Origin of the sequence: Alcanivorax sp. 24 (assembly GCF_004360225.1) — a bacterium.
Lineage (GTDB): Bacteria > Pseudomonadota > Gammaproteobacteria > Pseudomonadales > Alcanivoracaceae > Alloalcanivorax > Alloalcanivorax xiamenensis.
The window spans coordinates 254,636-269,493 of sequence record NZ_SNUA01000007.1 but is presented as its reverse complement, the minus strand read 5'-3'; the positions used below and the strand labels follow the sequence as shown (position 1 = coordinate 269,493).

The following is a 14,858-nucleotide window of genomic DNA, read 5'->3' as shown; positions in this document are numbered from 1 at the left end:
TACCGTCGACGGCGCTGTACTCCGGTTATGACTTCGATTCTCTCCACCTTGGACACTCCTTTGCACTAGGTCTATGCCTAGGCCTTTGCTTCTACCAAGGTGTCCGGTTTAAATGGGGGCTACTACATAAGCTCACACCATCCGTGTCGCTGTATGCAAGCTACATAGAAGGACTGACCAAAGGTAAGAGAGCACCCGCCCAGACTTCCAATGGAGATCCCGTAATCAACGCAGGCGAAGCTCTGGAACCGTTCGAGACTAAACAGAGTGAAGTGGGCGTTAAGTTTGACCGAGGACAGCTGGGAGGCAGCCTCACGGTTTTCCGTAGCCGTACCCCCATAGCAGGCTTGAATTCCGATGATGTTTACAAAATCGTCGGCCACCAGGAAAACACCGGCGTTGAATTGATGGCCTACGGCAACCTCACCCGTGACCTCACCGTGCTCGGTGGCGTCAGCTTCCTGGACGCGGATGTGGACGGGAACGACGCCATTGGCTCACCGGAAACCCAGGCCAACCTGAACCTGGAATATCGGGTGCCTCAGCTACCGGATCTGGCGTTGGATGGCCGGGTGATCTACACCAGCTCGCAGTACGCGGACGAAGCCAACACCCAGAAAGTGGATGCCTGGACCCGGCTGGATCTGGGCGCCCGTTACCTGATCGCTCTCAATGATTCCATGTTCCTGACCCTGCGCGGACGGGTGGAGAACGTCACCGGCGAGGACTATTGGGCTTCCGCTGGCGGTTTTCCAGGTGCCGGCTATCTGACCATCGGAGCGCCTCGCACCGTCCTGGTGTCAGCAACCTTGAACTATTAAGCTCCCCTGACCCGACACCCAGGTGCCCCGCTGCGGGGCGCCCAGGCAGTTCCCCGTTATGAAAAAGAAAACCCTGACGCTCTGGTCCGCCATCCACAAGTGGACCAGCCTGATTTGCACCGCCTTCATGCTGATGCTGTGCCTCACCGGCCTGCCGTTGATTTTTCATGATGAAATCGACGCCCTGACGGACAGTGATGACTGGCAACCGGCCCATCCCGAGGGACCGATGCTGTCCCTGGACCGGATGCTGGACGCGGCGCTGGCCCAGCGGCCAGACGAAGTGCCCCTGTTCATGAGCTTCGACATCGACCGGCCGGTGGTCAATGTCACCACCGGCCCGACCCCGGACGCCGCCGCCGGCGACATGCACTTCGCTTCCTTCGATCGCACCAGCGGCGAGTTGGTACCGGGGCACGAAGGCGGCGTCATGGACTTCATTCTGCAGTTGCACACCGATATGTTCCTCGGCCTGCCCGGCATGCTGTTCCTCGGCGCCATGGGCTTGCTGCTGGTGCTCGCCATCGTTTCTGGCGTGGTGCTCTACGCTCCGTTCATGCGCAAGCTGGACTTCGGCACGCTGCGGACCAAGCGCTCAAAACGGCTCAAATGGCTGGACTATCACAATCTGCTCGGTATCGTCACCGTGGCCTGGCTCACCGTGGTGGGCCTCACCGGTGTGGTCAACACACTCGCCAATCCGATCCTGGAAACCTGGAAGAATCAGTCCCTGGCCGACCTCACCGCCGGCTACCAGGGCGCCGCCGTACCCACGCCGGAACAAATGGCATCGCTGGACGACGCGGTGGCCCAGGCTCGGCAGGCGGCTGCGGATATGACCTTGCAGTTCGTGGCCTTCCCCGGCGGCGACTGGTCCACGGATTACCATTACGCGGTGTTTCTGCACGGCAACACAGCGCTGACTTCTCACATCGTCACGCCAGCGCTGGTGGACGCCCGCACCGGAGCGTTCGCGGCCATGCGCGAAATGCCCTGGTACAACAAGACCCTGGCTCTGTCCGGACCACTGCATTTCGGTGACTATGGCGGTTTGCCGCTGAAAATCCTCTGGGCGCTGCTCGACGTGATCACCATCGTCGTGCTAATCAGCGGCCTTTACTTATGGCTCGCCCGCCGCTCCCCCGTCGCTGGCGCCGCGCACCGCCAGACACAAGCGCCCCCTACGGGAGGCGCCTCATGAGCCGGCTGTCACCCAAGCGGCGCCATAATACGCCGGCGCGCATCTTCGCGGTGCCAGCAATGATCGCCCTCACCAGCCTGATCGGCCTGATCGCGGCGCTGCTGGGAGACGGTGTCCTGGACGTGGTGTCGTGGGTGGGATTGGCGGTGCCGGTGGTGATGATCGGATGGGCGATGGTGAAGCGGCGCTGACCATGCCGGGCAGCCGCTGTGGGAATCCCCCGAAGAGCGGCCCTTGGTCTGGAACAAGGGCCGCGATTCCGGCGAGAAGGACTTCAATTAATTGAAAACGGTGAAGCTTTCCGCATTGATCCACAGGTGGGCAACCACGCTGGCGGCGTAGCCCAGAGCAATCACCGGGCTCCACTTCAGGTGCCCCATGAAAGTATAAAGGCCACGCGCCTGCCCCATCAGCGCCACCCCGGCGGCGGAACCGATGGACAGCAGGCTGCCACCGACGCCGGCGGTGAGAGTGATCAGCAGCCAGTGGCCATGGGACATTTCCGGTTCCATGGTCAGCACCGCGAACATCACCGGAATGTTATCCACCACCGCGGAAATGATACCCAGGGCAATATTGGCCCAGGTCGCGTTCCAGCCGGTGTAAAGTGCTTCGGACAACATGCCCAGGTAGCCCATGAAACCCAGGCCGCCCACGCACATCACCACGCCGTAGAAGAACAGCAGGGTGTCCCACTCGGCCCGCGCCACCCGGTTGAACACATCGAATGGCACGATGCTGCCCAGCTGCGACAGGCGCTTCTCGTCACCCCGGCGCAAGTAATGGCGGCGTTTTTTCTCCAGGGAACGCGGCAGGGTCCGGCGCAAGAAATAACCGAAGAACTGCAGATACCCCAGACCGGTCATCATCCCCAGCACCGGCGGCAGATGCAGCACGGAGTGACAAGCCACCGCGGTGGCCACGGTGAGCAGGAACAGGGCGATGATACGGCGGGCGCCGCGCTTGAGCTCGACCTCTTCCTTCACGCCGCCAGGCTTGTGGCTTTTGATGAACAGGCTCATCACCACCGCCGGGATCAGATAGTTGATCAGCGACGGGATCAACAGCTCGAAGAATTCGGTGAAGTGAATCAGGCCCGCCTGCCACACCATCAGGGTGGTGATATCGCCGAACGGACTGAAGGCGCCACCGGCGTTGGCGGCCACCACAATATTGATACAGGCCACATTGATGAAAGGTTTGTCCCCTTCCGCCACCTTGGTCACCACCGCGCACATCAACAGCGCGGTGGTCAGGTTGTCGGCCACCGGCGAGATCAGAAAGGCCAGGATGCCGGTGATCCAGAACAGCTGCCGGTAGCTGAAGCCCTTGCGCACCATCCAGGCACGCAACGCATCAAACACCCGGCGCTCGTCCATGGCGTTGATATAGGTCATCGCCACCAGCAGGAACAGCATCAGTTCGGTGAACTCGAGCAGGGTGTGGCGGAACGCATGCTCGGCCTCATCGGGCATGCCGGACTGGACGTAAACCCAGCCGATCAACGCCCAGATAATACCGGCGGCCACCAATACCGGCTTGGACTTGCGCATGTGCAGCTTTTCCTCCGCCATCACCAGGGCATAGGCGAGGACGAAGATGGTGAGGGCAACGAACCCGGCCACCGAGCCGGTCAGATCAAGGCCGCCAGTAGCGGCCAGGGCACCGGGAGCAAACAGCAGAGCCAGGATGGCGAACAGGATCCGGCCTGCTCCGCCGGGAAGAAATCGATATTGGGAGATGTCCAGAGGTCTCAACATGACAAGCCTTTCTGAATCAGAGATACGCGCACGGAAACAAAGCGGGGCGATGCTACCATGGATTGACGCATTCCAGTATTGATATGGGAACGTTCCGTAACGGAACCCGCCACCACGTCCACGGCCCCGGACGGGGATGAACTGATGAAATGGTTGTTGGCGATTGCAGTGTTGATCCTCGCTGTGCCGGCCCACGCCGACCACGAAGAACCTTTGCTGGTGGTACGGCACCGTTGGCATACCGGACTGGTGATACCCGCCGACAAACTCGTCCCTGACCTGCGGTTTCTGCGCGACCATCTGCCAGACAGCCGTTATTACGAGTTCGGCTGGGGCGACACCGATTTCTATCAACACGACAACAGTGCCCCGCGTCTGTTAAAAGCGCTGTTCTGGCCCACCGACAGCGTGCTGCACGTGGTGGCCCTGGAGCGACATCCGTCACAATTGCCGCACAAGGACCTGGCGGCGCTGTGCCCATCATCGGATCACTGGCACCAACTGACCCGGGCACTGGCGGCGGACTTTCGACGGAACGCGGACGGAACAGTGCGGACGGTGGGCCCCGGTTTGTATGGCGCCAGCCTGTTCTTCCATGCCGAGGGCACCTTCTGGCTCGGCCGCACCTGCAATCGCTGGAGCTCGCAACGGCTGCGGCAAGCCGGAGCGCCAATACGCGGGGCCCTCACCGCCGACGGCCTGATGCGCCAGCTCAAGGCACTGCCGGCAATCTGCGATACGCCCCTTAGCGGCCAACATTCCCGGGAAAATAATTAACCTTTTGGTTGACAATAAAAAAGATCACCCCTAAATTCAACCACATGGTTAACAATAAATCCGATACCCTTGATGCCGTTTTCCAGGCCCTGGCCGACCCCACCCGCCGCGCCATGCTGGCACTGCTCGCGGATGGCGAGCGCAAGGTGGGAGAGCTGGCGGCGCCCTTCTCGATGAGCCTGGCCGGCGCCTCGAAGCACATCAAGGCGCTGGAACAGGCGGGATTGCTGACCCGGGAAAAGCAGGGGCGCGTCCACGTCTGCCGGCTGAACGCCGACCCCATGGCCGGGGCCATGGACTGGCTGCGCCATTATCAGGCGTTCTGGAATGAACGGCTGGACGCTCTGGAGCAAGCCCTGCGCCAGAGTGATTGATCTTCAACCCGACCAAGAACGGCCTTTAAGGAGAACACCATGGACGATCACGCCAAGCTGACCCGGCCCGATACCCTGACACTGGAACGGCTGCTGCCCGGTCCTGTGGAACGGATCTGGGCCTATCTGACCGAATCCGGGAAACGCGCCCGCTGGCTGGCCGCCGGCCCCATGGGGCTGTTCACCGGCGGCTCGGTCACCCTGGAGTTTCACCATAATGACCTGTCGGAACCCGGCGACATCGCCCCTGAACGCCACGCCGACGCCGAGGGCGCGGTGCTGAAAGGCACCGTTACCCGCTGTGAGGCCCCGCGCCTTCTGGCATTCACCTGGGGAGAAGGCGGCTCGGAAGTGACCTTTGAGCTGACCCCCGAGGACGATCAGGTGCGTCTGCGAGTGACTCATCAGCGCCTGAGCGACAGCGAAAAAACCAGCGTGGCGACGGGTTGGCATACTCATCTGGCTATTCTTGTGGCGGAACTGAACGAGACCACACCGCCGTCATTCTGGGCATTGCACACTGAGTTGGAAGCCTGTTACCGGAAGCAATTATCGATGAATTGATTCCAGCGCGGACACCGTATTCGCTGGCGAGCCAGCTTCCCACAGCGGCGTCGTAATCCCCCGATGGGAAGCTGCTTGAGCGGCGAGTGAGTGGTTCAAACAGGCCAGAGTGTTGCGCGTATGCGGACGGTTTGACAACCGTGGCTCCTGATGGAGAGCAATCCTGTTTCCCTCCAGACCGCTACGACTCTTTCCGGGACCGTCGCTGGCGCTCCGCCTGCAACCAACGCTGCGCCAATAGCCGGCGGGATCCCGGATAGCTTTCCTCCATGACCCGCAGCTCGGCAATGCGATCAGTACGGAAGTGACGAAAATCCTCGCGCAACTCGCACCAGGCCGCCAGGATCCGGGCGCCTTCGAAAAATGCCAACGTCAAAGGCCAGACGGTACGCTCGGTTTCCCGCCCCTCCACATCCCGGTAGACGATCCGCAGCTTCAGTTCCTCACGCAAGGCGCGGCGCAATACGAACAGCGGCTCGCCGCGCCGGGGGGCGCTGGAGGGGCCGGCCCACAGCCCGGTGTCCTCCAGCACTTCACGCAACGTCGGCGGCACCGCCGTGGCGATCTTGTCCAGCGCGCTGTTGGCGGCATCAGCCAGTTCCTCATCGCCTTGCTGTCCGACCCAGCGTGCCCCAAGCAACAACGCCTCCAGTTCCACCGGACTGAACATCAACGGCGGCATGAAAAACCCTTTGCGCAGCAGATAGCCCACCCCGGCTTCCCCATCGATCGGCGCGCCCAGGGCGATCAGACTCTGAATGTCGCGATAGATGGTGCGGGTGGATACCCCGAGTTGCTCGCTGAGAGCGCCGGCGGTCACCGGCCAGCGATGTCGGCGCAAAGTGTCGATCAATACGATCAACCGCTCCGCTCTTTGCATGGTCTCAATCCTTGGAGCGGGCCTTGGAACGGCTATGCTCGATGAGATCCTCCACCACCGCCTGCTCCTGGCGCAGATCGGTCACCACCGGATCCCGGCCAGGCAGCAGCAGATTCAACAGCACCGCCAGCAGTCCACAGAGACTGATCCCCTGCAGGGTAAAGCCGCCGCCGCTGACCACCATGCCGCCGATACCGAACACCAGCGTGGTGGCGACGATCACCAGATTCCTCTGCCGCGCCAGATCCACCCCCGCCTTGATCAGGGTGTTCATGCCGACACTGGCGATGGAACCGAACATAAGAATCAGGATGCCGCCCATCACCGGCGCCGGGATGCTTTGCAACAGCCCTCCGAAGCGGGACAGGAAGGACAACGCGATGGCGAATACGGCGGCCCACACCATTACCCGGGGATCGAATACCCGGGTCAGCATCACCGCGCCTGTCACCTCCGAATAAGTGGTGTTCGGCGGCCCGCCGACCAGGGCCGCGCCCACGCTGGCGACGCCGTCCCCGAGCAGGGTGCGATGCAAACCCGGCTTGCGCACATAATCCCGGCCGGTGACATTGCTGATCGCCAGCACGTCACCTACGTGTTCGATGGCCGGCGCCAGCGCCACCGGCACCATGAAGATGATCGCCTGCCACTCGAATGTCGGCAGCACGAATTCCGGCGGCGCCAGCCAGGCACGTTCGGTAACCACGGAAAAGTCCACCATGCCCAGCATCACGGCGGAGAGGTAGCCGCACAGTACCCCGACCATGATCGGCAACAACCGGAAGAACCCTTTCGCCAGGGTGGCCACCAGCAAGGTAGTGGCCAGCGATACCATCGACACCGTTAGCGCCGGTCCGTAAGCAAACAGCCTCTCCTCGCCAGTGCCGTTCATTCCCATGGCCATGTTCACCGCGGTCGGCGCCAGACTCAGACCGATCACCATGATGATCGGCCCGGTCACCACCGGCGGCATCAATACATGCAGGAATCCCGGCCCGCGCCAGCGCACCAGCGCCGCCAGCACCACATAGACCACGGCGGTGACCATCAGCGCGCCCATGGTGGCGGGCAATCCCCAGGCCTGCACGCCATGAGAGATCGGCGCGATGAAGACGAACGAGGAGGCCAGGAACACCGGGATCGAGAAACCGGTGATACATTGGAACAACAAGGTGCCGACCCCGGCGGTGAACAGCGCCACGCTCGGGTCCAGCCCGGTGAGCAATGGCATCAGGACCAGCGCACCGAAGGCAACGAACAACATCTGCGCGCCCACCAGGACGGTGCGCGGCGCGAAGAATCCGGGAGTCGCGGACATGGTGTCTCCGTGACGTGATCGGTTAACGGGTACCGAAAATACGGTCGCCGGCATCACCCAGGCCCGGCACGATATAGCCGTCCTGGTTCAGCCCCTCATCCACCGAGGCGGTATAGATGTCCACGTCCGGATGGGCCTTCGCCACTTTTTGAATTCCCTCCGGGGCCGCCACCAGCACCAAGGCGCGGAGCCGTTCACAGCCCGCCGCCTTGAGCATGTCGATGGTGGCCATCAGGGAGCCGCCGGTGGCCAGCATCGGATCGATGATCAGGGCGGTGCGCTCATGAATGTCATGGGCCAGCTTCTCGAAATAGGCCACCGGCTGCAGGGTTTCTTCATTGCGATAAAGGCCTACCACGCTGACCTTGGCGCTGGGGATCAGCTCCAGCACGCCATCGAGCATGCCGATTCCGGCACGCAGGATCGGTACCACGGTGACCTTTTTACCCTTGATTCGCTGCACTTCCACTGGTCCGGACCAACCCTCCACGGTGGCCGGCTCCAACTCCATATCGGCGGTGGCTTCATAGGTCAGCAGGACCGCCAATTCACTGGTGATCTGGCGGAAACCACGGGTGCTCAATTTGTGCTGCCGCAACAGTCCCAGTTTATGCTTCACCAGCGGATGGGCAACTTCTTTCACACTCATCGAATGGAGGCTCCGTTTTCAGCGCTTTGGATAGGGGATACAGGCGGCTATTGTGTCGGGTTATCCGCCGCTGAACAAACCCCAAAGCCAGGCATGCCGGGCATTTGCGCTTTTCGGCCGGTCATTTTGACCGGGCATGACGTCGGTACTTTTGGCTATTAGCCAGCGCCGCTCCACGGTTGCTATAATCCGCGCCCATTGTCGATTTGACCTTGAAACCTCGCTGAAAGGACCGATTCATGGATTTTACCAAGGTACCCGCCGGGAAAGAGATTCCCGAAGACATCTACGTGGCGATCGAAATCCCGGCCAATGCCGACCCGATCAAGTATGAGATCGACAAGGACAGCAACGCCGTCTTCGTTGACCGCTTCATGGCCACCCCGATGTTCTACCCGGCCAACTACGGCTATATCCCCAACACCCTGTCCGAGGACGGCGATCCCCTGGACGTGCTGGTGGTGACCCCGTACCCGGTGGTACCCGGCTCCGTGATCCGCTGCCGCCCGGTGGGCATCCTGAACATGACCGACGAAGCCGGCAAGGACGCCAAGCTGGTGGCGGTACCGCACACCAAGCTGACCAAACTGTACGACAACGTCAAGGACATCAACGACCTGCCCGAGCTGCTGCTGGCCCAGATCAAGCACTTCTTCGAGAACTACAAGGATCTCGAAGCCGGCAAATGGGTGAAAGTGGACGGCTGGGACGGCGCCGAAGCCGCCAAGAAGGAAATCCTCAAGTCCGTGGATGCCTTCAACAGCAAATAAGAGTCCCAAGTCCGCGACCGGTCCCCTCCGGTCGCGGCCCCCTCCGCTGTCCGCCCCTCAATACCCCCTTTCCCGGAACTGCTTCGGCGTCTCCCCGCTCCAGCGTTTGAAAGCCCGGGAAAAATTCGCCACATCGTTATAGCCCAAGGCGTAGGCCACATCGCTGACCCGCTGATGGCGGTCCTTGAGCAGCGTCCGGGCCCGTTCATAAAGCACTTCGTCCTGGACTTGCCGGTAGCTTGACCCGGCCTGCTGGAGGTGCCGTTTCAGTGTCCGTGGCGACACCGCCATGCGTTCCGCCATGGCCGCCAGATCCGGTAACGGCGCCGCCGTATCGCGCAGCACCGCCCTGACCCGCTCGGCCAGCGGCCCCTCCTGTTCCGACCGCCAGCGGCTGACCTCCGCCTCGCATTGTTCCCGCGCCAGCGCGGCGGTCTGCGGATCCGCCAACAACGGCGCCACCGACAGCAGCGCTTGCGGCAAAACCAGGGCATCCTCATCCTGATTGAAGCGAACCGGCACCGGCACTTCCCCCCTCAGCGCCATGGCATGGGGTGGCGGCGGTTGCCGGAAGTGCAGTTCCGCGCCCTCCGGTACCGCTTCCAGCAACTGTTCCAGCATATGGATGAACCCCACCAGCATGGCCTCCACCACGAAGGCATGGATCCGTCCGGGGTCGGCCGTGGCCACCAGCGGGAAAATCACCCGGCTCTCCTCCCGGCGCCGGTCCATGTGCCAGAACGGCGCCCGCAGACCCAGATAGCGCCGGGCGGCATCGAGGCCATCACCAATCGTGGCACTGGAGAGCGCCAGCAGACCCACCGGCCCATGCAAGGTAATGCGCATGGCACGGGCATAGCGGAATCCCAGCCCGGCGGCGCCGGCCATGTCCAGCGCCTGTTCCGCGCAACGCTGGGCCTGTTCCAGCGGCACCCGGCACTGCGGCGCCAGCAGTTGCTCACGGCTGGCACCGACACCGCCCAACAAAACAGCGGGGTCCTTGCCCAGCCCCTTCATCACGTCACACAACAGCACCACATAGATGCCGGGGATACCGGCATCGAACCAGGCGCGGCCCGAAGTCACCACAGGTTGGCCCTCCACGACAAGACCCGTCGCCGCTACTGGAGCATATTGACGGACAACCCACATTGGCAGAATCGCCAGGAGAGCCCGATGCGATTGTTTTCCCGTCGACGTAGCGCATCACGCCAACCGATTAAGGTTCGGCGCATGAACTTCGACTTCAAAGGTCTGGAGAACGCCGGTTATTGGTATGGCAATGATCCGGTGGCCACCCATCTTTTGAATGTACTCTCCATCACCTTCCCCGACGGCGAGCGCTTTTTCGTCGACGCGGTGCGCGCTTTCCGCGACCGCGTCGACGACCCGCAACGGCAGAAGGACATCTCCGGCTTCATCGGCCAGGAGGCCATGCACTCCCTGGAGCACAAGGCTTTCAACGAATTGGTGGCGGGACAGGGTTACGACGCCCTGGTCGAACGTGCCTTGAACGTCACGCGGAAGCTGCTGGCCGGCGCCCGCAAGCACTTGCCGCCGGAGCGGCAACTGGCCGCCACCGCCGGCCTGGAACACATCACCGCGATCCTCGCCGACACCATTCTCGGCCACAAGGACGTGATCGAGAGCATGGATCCCTCCGTGCGCCCCTTATGGGTCTGGCACGCCATCGAGGAGACCGAACACAAAGCGGTGGCCTTTGATCTGTACCAGGACGTGGACGGCGATTATTGGCAGCGCCAGCGGGCCTTCCTGATCAGCACGGCTTATCTGATCACCTTCACCAGCTACTTCACCTGGCAGTTCCTCAAGCAGGACGGTGTCCACCGGCAACCACTGACGCTGGCCAAGGGCTTGTGGCGGCTGTTCGGTTACCGTGGCGTGATCAGTTCCACCGTCCCGGCCTGGTTCCGCTACCTGAGCCCGCGCTTCCACCCCTGGGACGACGACAACACCGACCTGGTGGCGCAATGGCGGGACACCCTGCCGGAGCCGGCGGTCAGTTCGGTGGCGTGAGAGACAGTGGACAATTGATAGTGGACAGTTGACAGCGAAAACAAAAGGCCAGACCTCTGTGGGGAGCTTGCTTGCAAGCGAATGGGATTCGCTCAGGCGTTTAGCCGTTTAGCAATATTCGCTTGCAAGCAAGCTCCCACAGAAACCGCGTGGATCACATTTTTTGCTTTCCCAAGATACTCACTTCAGAACCAGGTGGCGGGCAGGCTGATCAGTATCAGTGGCATCCACAGCCCCAGTGCCGCCAACGCCGCGCCGTCGGTTTTCGTGGCCAGAAAGACATGGTCCACATCGGCCTCGGGCTGGTCCGGATCGCCGTACAGAAAGGCGGCGGAGAAATAGCAGGCCGGCACCAGCGCCAGCCACGGCACCGGGGTGAACAGCCAGGCCAGAACCAGAGCACCGCCCTCGACCAGACGCCGGAAGCGCACGCTGTTCCAGAATCCGCGCAGCGCCACCATCGTCAGCAGCGCCACCGCCAGTGATATCACCCCCGGCCCTCGATCCAGATGCCATTCCGGAATCCCCGGACCGGACCAGGCCATCTCCACCGCCAGCAGCGCCACCACCATCGCCGATACGATCACGCCCCGGACCGGATGACGCAGCGTCCACAGCGGCAGAATGGAGGCCCGCCTTTTAGTGATCTCACCCGCCGCCCGGGACAGAAAGTGAAAGAACAGGAACCCCGCCAGGGCCCAGTAAAAAGCGGGATGCTGTTGCACCGCCAGTATGTTGGTGCCCTTCTGGCCGATCTCGGCGGCAACGAAAAATAAATACGGGTAGGAGGCGAGCCGGAACAGACGCGTGCAGACACTGCCCCGGTAGATCGGCGCGTGCCTGACGGAAAAGGGCTTGTCGTACTTCTTGTCCATCGGTGGCTTGTAGGGAATCATACGTGGGATCCTGGCGCGGTACTCCAGGTATTCGTCACCGAAGATGTCCACCAGTTGTTGATCTTCCTCCCACAGCCGATGCCGATAGGCAATGACCCAGAACGTCATCATCACCAGGGTGAACACGCCGTTATTGATGATCAGGCACAGCCCCAGATCCATGAAGAAATTGGAAAGGTGGAAGGGGTCGCGAACCCAGCGGTAGGGACCGGACCGGGTCAGCGTGGCGTTCTTCTCCAGATGACCTTTGGCCCAGACGTGCAGCCAGGCCGCCACGGCCATGCACACCGCGCCCGCTGAAAACGGCAACGGCGCCATGCTGTTGAGCCCCGCCAGGCCGATAAGCACGCCCCCCGCCACCAGATAGCTGCGCAGTTTGGTGCGCCGGACCGGGAGGTATTTTTCCCATTTATACTTATGCATCGAGGTTTTGGACAAAAGGACCTCCTGCTTGCCCCTCGTATTGACCGGATGGGCAGCACCCGGCGCGCCCTGTTCCGTCCGCGCCATGGATGCAGGCGCCGCCGACCATCAACACAACTGTCATGATCCTGCGGGACACTCCAGGGAAACGGCGCGCGCCGCCGACACATGAACGCCACGGTAGTGACCGATCCTGGTTGATTTCGGGGACAGCTTTATGACATCCCAAAAAAAGGACCGCCTCTTCGCCGCCGAGGAACAGGCCATCAGCGATTTTGATTTCGGCGAGAATACCGCCGCCGTTTTCGATGACATGCTTGATCGCAGCATCCCTCAATATTGGGAGCAACAGCGCATGATCGGGGAGCTGGCCCGGGAATTCGCCATTCCGGGATCCCGCGTCTACGATCTGGGGTGTTCCACCGGCACCACCCTTGGAACGCTGGATCAAACCGTGGCGGCGGACGTGGAGCTGGTGGGCTGCGATTACTCCCCGGCGATGCTGGAGCGGGCCCGGCACAATCTGGCCGAGCAATGCCTGTCCGGCCGCCTGCGCCTGGAATACGCCGATCTCAATGAAGGCGTGCAGGTGGAAAACGCCTCGGTGGTGGTCCTCAATCTCACCCTGCAGTTCGTGCGCCCACTTAATCGCGAAGGGCTGCTGCGTTCGATCGTGGAAGGGTTACGACCCGGAGGCGCCTTGATCCTGGTGGAAAAAGTGCTGGGCAACGACGCCTGCCTCAACCGTCTTTGGATCAAGCTGTACTACGAGATGAAGAAGCGTAACGGCTACTCGGAAACCGAAATCGCGCAAAAACGCGAAGCCCTGGAAAACGTCCTGATCCCCTACCGTCTGGACGAGAACCTCAAGATCCTCTCCCGCGCCGGCCTGGACAACGTGGATGTGTTTTTCAAGTGGTATAATTTCGCGGGTTTTCTCGGAACAAAGGCAGTTGACAGTTGATAGTGGACAGTTGATAGCGGCGCGAGACATGGCCGATTGATCTGAAAGCAAAGAGGCCGCGCCCAAAACTTGAGCGCGGCCTCTCTACTCCTAAACATTAATTCTCCGCTCTTTGCTGATACGCAAACAGGCTTTGCATCACCGCATTTTTCTTTTCGCTGTCAACTGTCCACTATCAACTGTCAACTGCTTTTCTACCCCTCCTGCAGCAACTTCCGGAGATCAATCAGGGAAGCGTTGGCGCGGGACAGGTAGTTGGCCATGACCAGGGAATGATTGGCGAAGACACCGAACCCCGAGCCGTTCAGGACCATCGGGCTCCACAGGGTTTCCTGGGTGGCTTCCAGTTCACGGACCATTTGCCGGAAGCTGACCGTGGCGTTCTTCTTGCGCAGCACATCGGCGAATTCCACTTCCAAGGCGCGCATCAGTTGCACCAGCGCCCAGGACGCGCCTCTCGCTTCGTAGAAAACGTCATCGATTTTCAGCCAGGGGGTTTTCACCACCCGTTCCTTGCTGTCCAACTGGGTCACCGGGGTGTCTTCCTCAGTGTCCAGCGTGGTGCGTCCGACGCTGCGGCTGAGATCCTGGCTGAGGGCCCCGAGCCGGTTCTGTACCTCATTGAGCCACGAATTCAGGTTATCGGCACGGGCGTAGAACCGGCCTTCACCGGAACGCAGGCTTTCCAGGTAACGCTCCAGCGCCCGGATGCCACGGCGATACTCGCTTTCCGTGGCGGGCATGGCCCAGCTGCGGGAGTCAAAGTTGAACTGCGGCTCGGCGATGGCAAGATTACGGTCTTCCTGGCTCTGGGACTGGGATCGGCTCATGTCCCGGCGCATCACCCTCACCATATCCCGTAACTGCACCAACACCCCGAACTCCCAGGCCGGCATGTTATCCAGCCACAAGCGATGCGGCAGAATGTCGTTGCTGAGATAGCCTCCGGGCTTGTCCAGCAGGGTGCTGGCCACGTGGATCACCTCCAGGGTCACCACCTCGCCGGGTTGCGCGCTGGCCGGAGCCCGCACCTCCTGGAGATCCGGCTCCCAGCTCCAGTACCAGCCGAGCAGTACGTCCACCAGAAGCAGGATCACGATCAACCACAGGGCGCCTTTCCATATCCGGTTATTGGCCGGGTCCAGCAACCGGTCGCCCATCTTCTGGGAGAACTTCTCATTACTCATCGGTGATCCCCACTTGCATCCTGTCAGGCCGGGAACGGCCTTTTGTATCATCTCGGAGTCCGCGCTCGGGACTCCACGGCATTGTGCGCCAATATAGCAGTCTTTGTCGCCAACGACAGGGCCCCGCCGCCGCTGAAGCGGTCTTTGCGTCCATTTCGGCATGGGGGCACAATGCGCTCTTCGCCGCCACCTGCCATCACCGCATGGAGCGTGTTAAAGCCCCTTTAATCCGCGACG

At 61.7% G+C, this 14,858-nt stretch carries 16 protein-coding genes; 9 read left to right on the top strand and 7 right to left on the bottom strand.

Going from position 1 to position 14,858, the window contains the following annotated elements; all coding sequences use genetic code 11:
* Positions 1 to 14: 14 nt before the first annotated feature.
* The 3 genes from E0L37_RS12155 to E0L37_RS12145 are packed head-to-tail and all read left to right on the top strand — an operon-like array spanning position 15 to position 2,213.
* Positions 15 to 821: a TonB-dependent siderophore receptor gene (locus tag E0L37_RS12155; RefSeq protein ID WP_255433144.1), complete on the top strand. Its 807-nt coding sequence runs from the start codon at positions 15 to 17 to the stop codon at positions 819 to 821.
* 58 nt (positions 822 to 879) lie between these two features.
* Entirely contained in the window at positions 880 to 2,022 is a 1,143-nt protein-coding gene (locus E0L37_RS12150; protein ID WP_133491993.1) for a PepSY domain-containing protein, read from the top strand.
* A complete protein-coding gene (locus E0L37_RS12145; RefSeq protein ID WP_133491992.1) occupies positions 2,019 to 2,213 on the top strand; it encodes a hypothetical protein in 195 nt (64 codons plus the stop codon). The genes E0L37_RS12150 and E0L37_RS12145 overlap by 4 nt, the downstream gene beginning before the upstream one ends.
* 87 nt (positions 2,214 to 2,300) lie before the next feature.
* Here the strand turns inward: E0L37_RS12145 and nhaD are convergent, their stop codons facing one another.
* Positions 2,301 to 3,782 carry a sodium:proton antiporter NhaD gene (gene nhaD / locus E0L37_RS12140; RefSeq protein ID WP_133491991.1) on the bottom strand — a complete coding sequence of 494 codons (1,482 nt, stop codon included), beginning with the start codon at positions 3,780 to 3,782 and terminating at the stop codon, positions 2,301 to 2,303.
* A 144-nt stretch (positions 3,783 to 3,926) separates the two neighbouring features.
* Here nhaD and E0L37_RS12135 point away from each other — a divergent pair, with 144 nt between their 5' ends.
* From E0L37_RS12135 to E0L37_RS12125, 3 genes are read left to right on the top strand one after another with little or no spacing between them, the layout of a single operon-like run.
* Positions 3,927 to 4,559 carry a DUF2459 domain-containing protein gene (locus E0L37_RS12135; RefSeq protein ID WP_133491990.1) on the top strand — a complete coding sequence of 211 codons (633 nt, stop codon included), beginning with the start codon at positions 3,927 to 3,929 and terminating at the stop codon, positions 4,557 to 4,559.
* Positions 4,560 to 4,603: 44 nt separating this feature from the next.
* On the top strand, positions 4,604 to 4,933 hold the full coding sequence (locus E0L37_RS12130) for a helix-turn-helix transcriptional regulator (protein WP_133491989.1): 330 nt from the start codon (positions 4,604 to 4,606) through the stop codon (positions 4,931 to 4,933).
* 39 nt (positions 4,934 to 4,972) lie between these two features.
* Positions 4,973 to 5,497 (top strand): SRPBCC family protein, encoded by a 525-nt coding sequence (locus E0L37_RS12125; RefSeq protein ID WP_133491988.1) that lies wholly within the window; start codon positions 4,973 to 4,975, stop codon positions 5,495 to 5,497.
* Positions 5,498 to 5,678: 181 nt separating this feature from the next.
* On the opposite strand, the gene E0L37_RS12120 is transcribed toward E0L37_RS12125, so the two are convergent.
* The 3 genes from E0L37_RS12120 to upp are packed head-to-tail and all read right to left on the bottom strand — an operon-like array spanning position 5,679 to position 8,344.
* Positions 5,679 to 6,377 (bottom strand): YafY family protein, encoded by a 699-nt coding sequence (locus E0L37_RS12120; RefSeq protein WP_133491987.1) that lies wholly within the window; start codon positions 6,375 to 6,377, stop codon positions 5,679 to 5,681.
* 4 nt (positions 6,378 to 6,381) lie between these two features.
* A complete protein-coding gene (locus tag E0L37_RS12115; protein ID WP_133491986.1) occupies positions 6,382 to 7,695 on the bottom strand; it encodes a uracil-xanthine permease family protein in 1,314 nt (437 codons plus the stop codon).
* Between the two features lie 22 nt (positions 7,696 to 7,717).
* Positions 7,718 to 8,344, bottom strand: a complete 627-nt coding sequence (gene upp / locus E0L37_RS12110; RefSeq protein WP_133491985.1) for a uracil phosphoribosyltransferase — start codon at positions 8,342 to 8,344, stop codon at positions 7,718 to 7,720.
* A 239-nt stretch (positions 8,345 to 8,583) separates the two neighbouring features.
* Between upp and ppa the strand changes: the two genes are divergently transcribed.
* Positions 8,584 to 9,114 carry an inorganic diphosphatase gene (gene ppa, locus E0L37_RS12105; protein ID WP_133491984.1) on the top strand — a complete coding sequence of 177 codons (531 nt, stop codon included), beginning with the start codon at positions 8,584 to 8,586 and terminating at the stop codon, positions 9,112 to 9,114.
* 57 nt (positions 9,115 to 9,171) lie between these two features.
* Here the strand turns inward: ppa and E0L37_RS12100 are convergent, their stop codons facing one another.
* Positions 9,172 to 10,203 carry an AraC family transcriptional regulator gene (locus E0L37_RS12100; protein WP_133491983.1) on the bottom strand — a complete coding sequence of 344 codons (1,032 nt, stop codon included), beginning with the start codon at positions 10,201 to 10,203 and terminating at the stop codon, positions 9,172 to 9,174.
* Positions 10,204 to 10,290: 87 nt separating this feature from the next.
* On the opposite strand from E0L37_RS12100, the gene E0L37_RS12095 reads away from it, so the two are divergent.
* Positions 10,291 to 11,151, top strand: a complete 861-nt coding sequence (locus E0L37_RS12095; RefSeq protein WP_133491982.1) for a metal-dependent hydrolase — start codon at positions 10,291 to 10,293, stop codon at positions 11,149 to 11,151.
* A gap of 185 nt (positions 11,152 to 11,336) precedes the next feature.
* Here the strand turns inward: E0L37_RS12095 and E0L37_RS12090 are convergent, their stop codons facing one another.
* Complete coding sequence (locus E0L37_RS12090; RefSeq protein WP_159660069.1) at positions 11,337 to 12,485, bottom strand: isoprenylcysteine carboxylmethyltransferase family protein; 1,149 nt, start codon at positions 12,483 to 12,485, stop codon at positions 11,337 to 11,339.
* Between the two features lie 202 nt (positions 12,486 to 12,687).
* Between E0L37_RS12090 and cmoA the strand changes: the two genes are divergently transcribed.
* Positions 12,688 to 13,434: a carboxy-S-adenosyl-L-methionine synthase CmoA gene (cmoA, locus tag E0L37_RS12085; RefSeq protein ID WP_133491980.1), complete on the top strand. Its 747-nt coding sequence runs from the start codon at positions 12,688 to 12,690 to the stop codon at positions 13,432 to 13,434.
* Positions 13,435 to 13,628: 194 nt separating this feature from the next.
* Here cmoA and E0L37_RS12080 read toward each other — a convergent pair whose 3' ends face one another.
* Positions 13,629 to 14,621, bottom strand: a complete 993-nt coding sequence (locus tag E0L37_RS12080) for a DUF2333 family protein (RefSeq protein ID WP_133491979.1) — start codon at positions 14,619 to 14,621, stop codon at positions 13,629 to 13,631.
* Positions 14,622 to 14,858: the final 237 nt, after the last annotated feature.

Coding starts and splice junctions, on each gene's coding strand:
- E0L37_RS12150 (WP_133491993.1), top strand. CDS start 880: ATGAAAAAGAAAACCCTGACGCTCTGGTCCGCCATCCACAAGTGGACC.
- E0L37_RS12145 (WP_133491992.1), top strand. CDS start 2,019: ATGAGCCGGCTGTCACCCAAGCGGCGCCATAATACGCCGGCGCGCATC.
- nhaD (WP_133491991.1), bottom strand. CDS start 3,782: ATGTTGAGACCTCTGGACATCTCCCAATATCGATTTCTTCCCGGCGGA.
- E0L37_RS12135 (WP_133491990.1), top strand. CDS start 3,927: ATGAAATGGTTGTTGGCGATTGCAGTGTTGATCCTCGCTGTGCCGGCC.
- E0L37_RS12130 (WP_133491989.1), top strand. CDS start 4,604: ATGGTTAACAATAAATCCGATACCCTTGATGCCGTTTTCCAGGCCCTG.
- E0L37_RS12125 (WP_133491988.1), top strand. CDS start 4,973: ATGGACGATCACGCCAAGCTGACCCGGCCCGATACCCTGACACTGGAA.
- E0L37_RS12120 (WP_133491987.1), bottom strand. CDS start 6,377: ATGCAAAGAGCGGAGCGGTTGATCGTATTGATCGACACTTTGCGCCGA.
- E0L37_RS12115 (WP_133491986.1), bottom strand. CDS start 7,695: ATGTCCGCGACTCCCGGATTCTTCGCGCCGCGCACCGTCCTGGTGGGC.
- upp (WP_133491985.1), bottom strand. CDS start 8,344: ATGAGTGTGAAAGAAGTTGCCCATCCGCTGGTGAAGCATAAACTGGGA.
- ppa (WP_133491984.1), top strand. CDS start 8,584: ATGGATTTTACCAAGGTACCCGCCGGGAAAGAGATTCCCGAAGACATC.
- E0L37_RS12095 (WP_133491982.1), top strand. CDS start 10,291: ATGCGATTGTTTTCCCGTCGACGTAGCGCATCACGCCAACCGATTAAG.
- cmoA (WP_133491980.1), top strand. CDS start 12,688: ATGACATCCCAAAAAAAGGACCGCCTCTTCGCCGCCGAGGAACAGGCC.
- E0L37_RS12080 (WP_133491979.1), bottom strand. CDS start 14,621: ATGAGTAATGAGAAGTTCTCCCAGAAGATGGGCGACCGGTTGCTGGAC.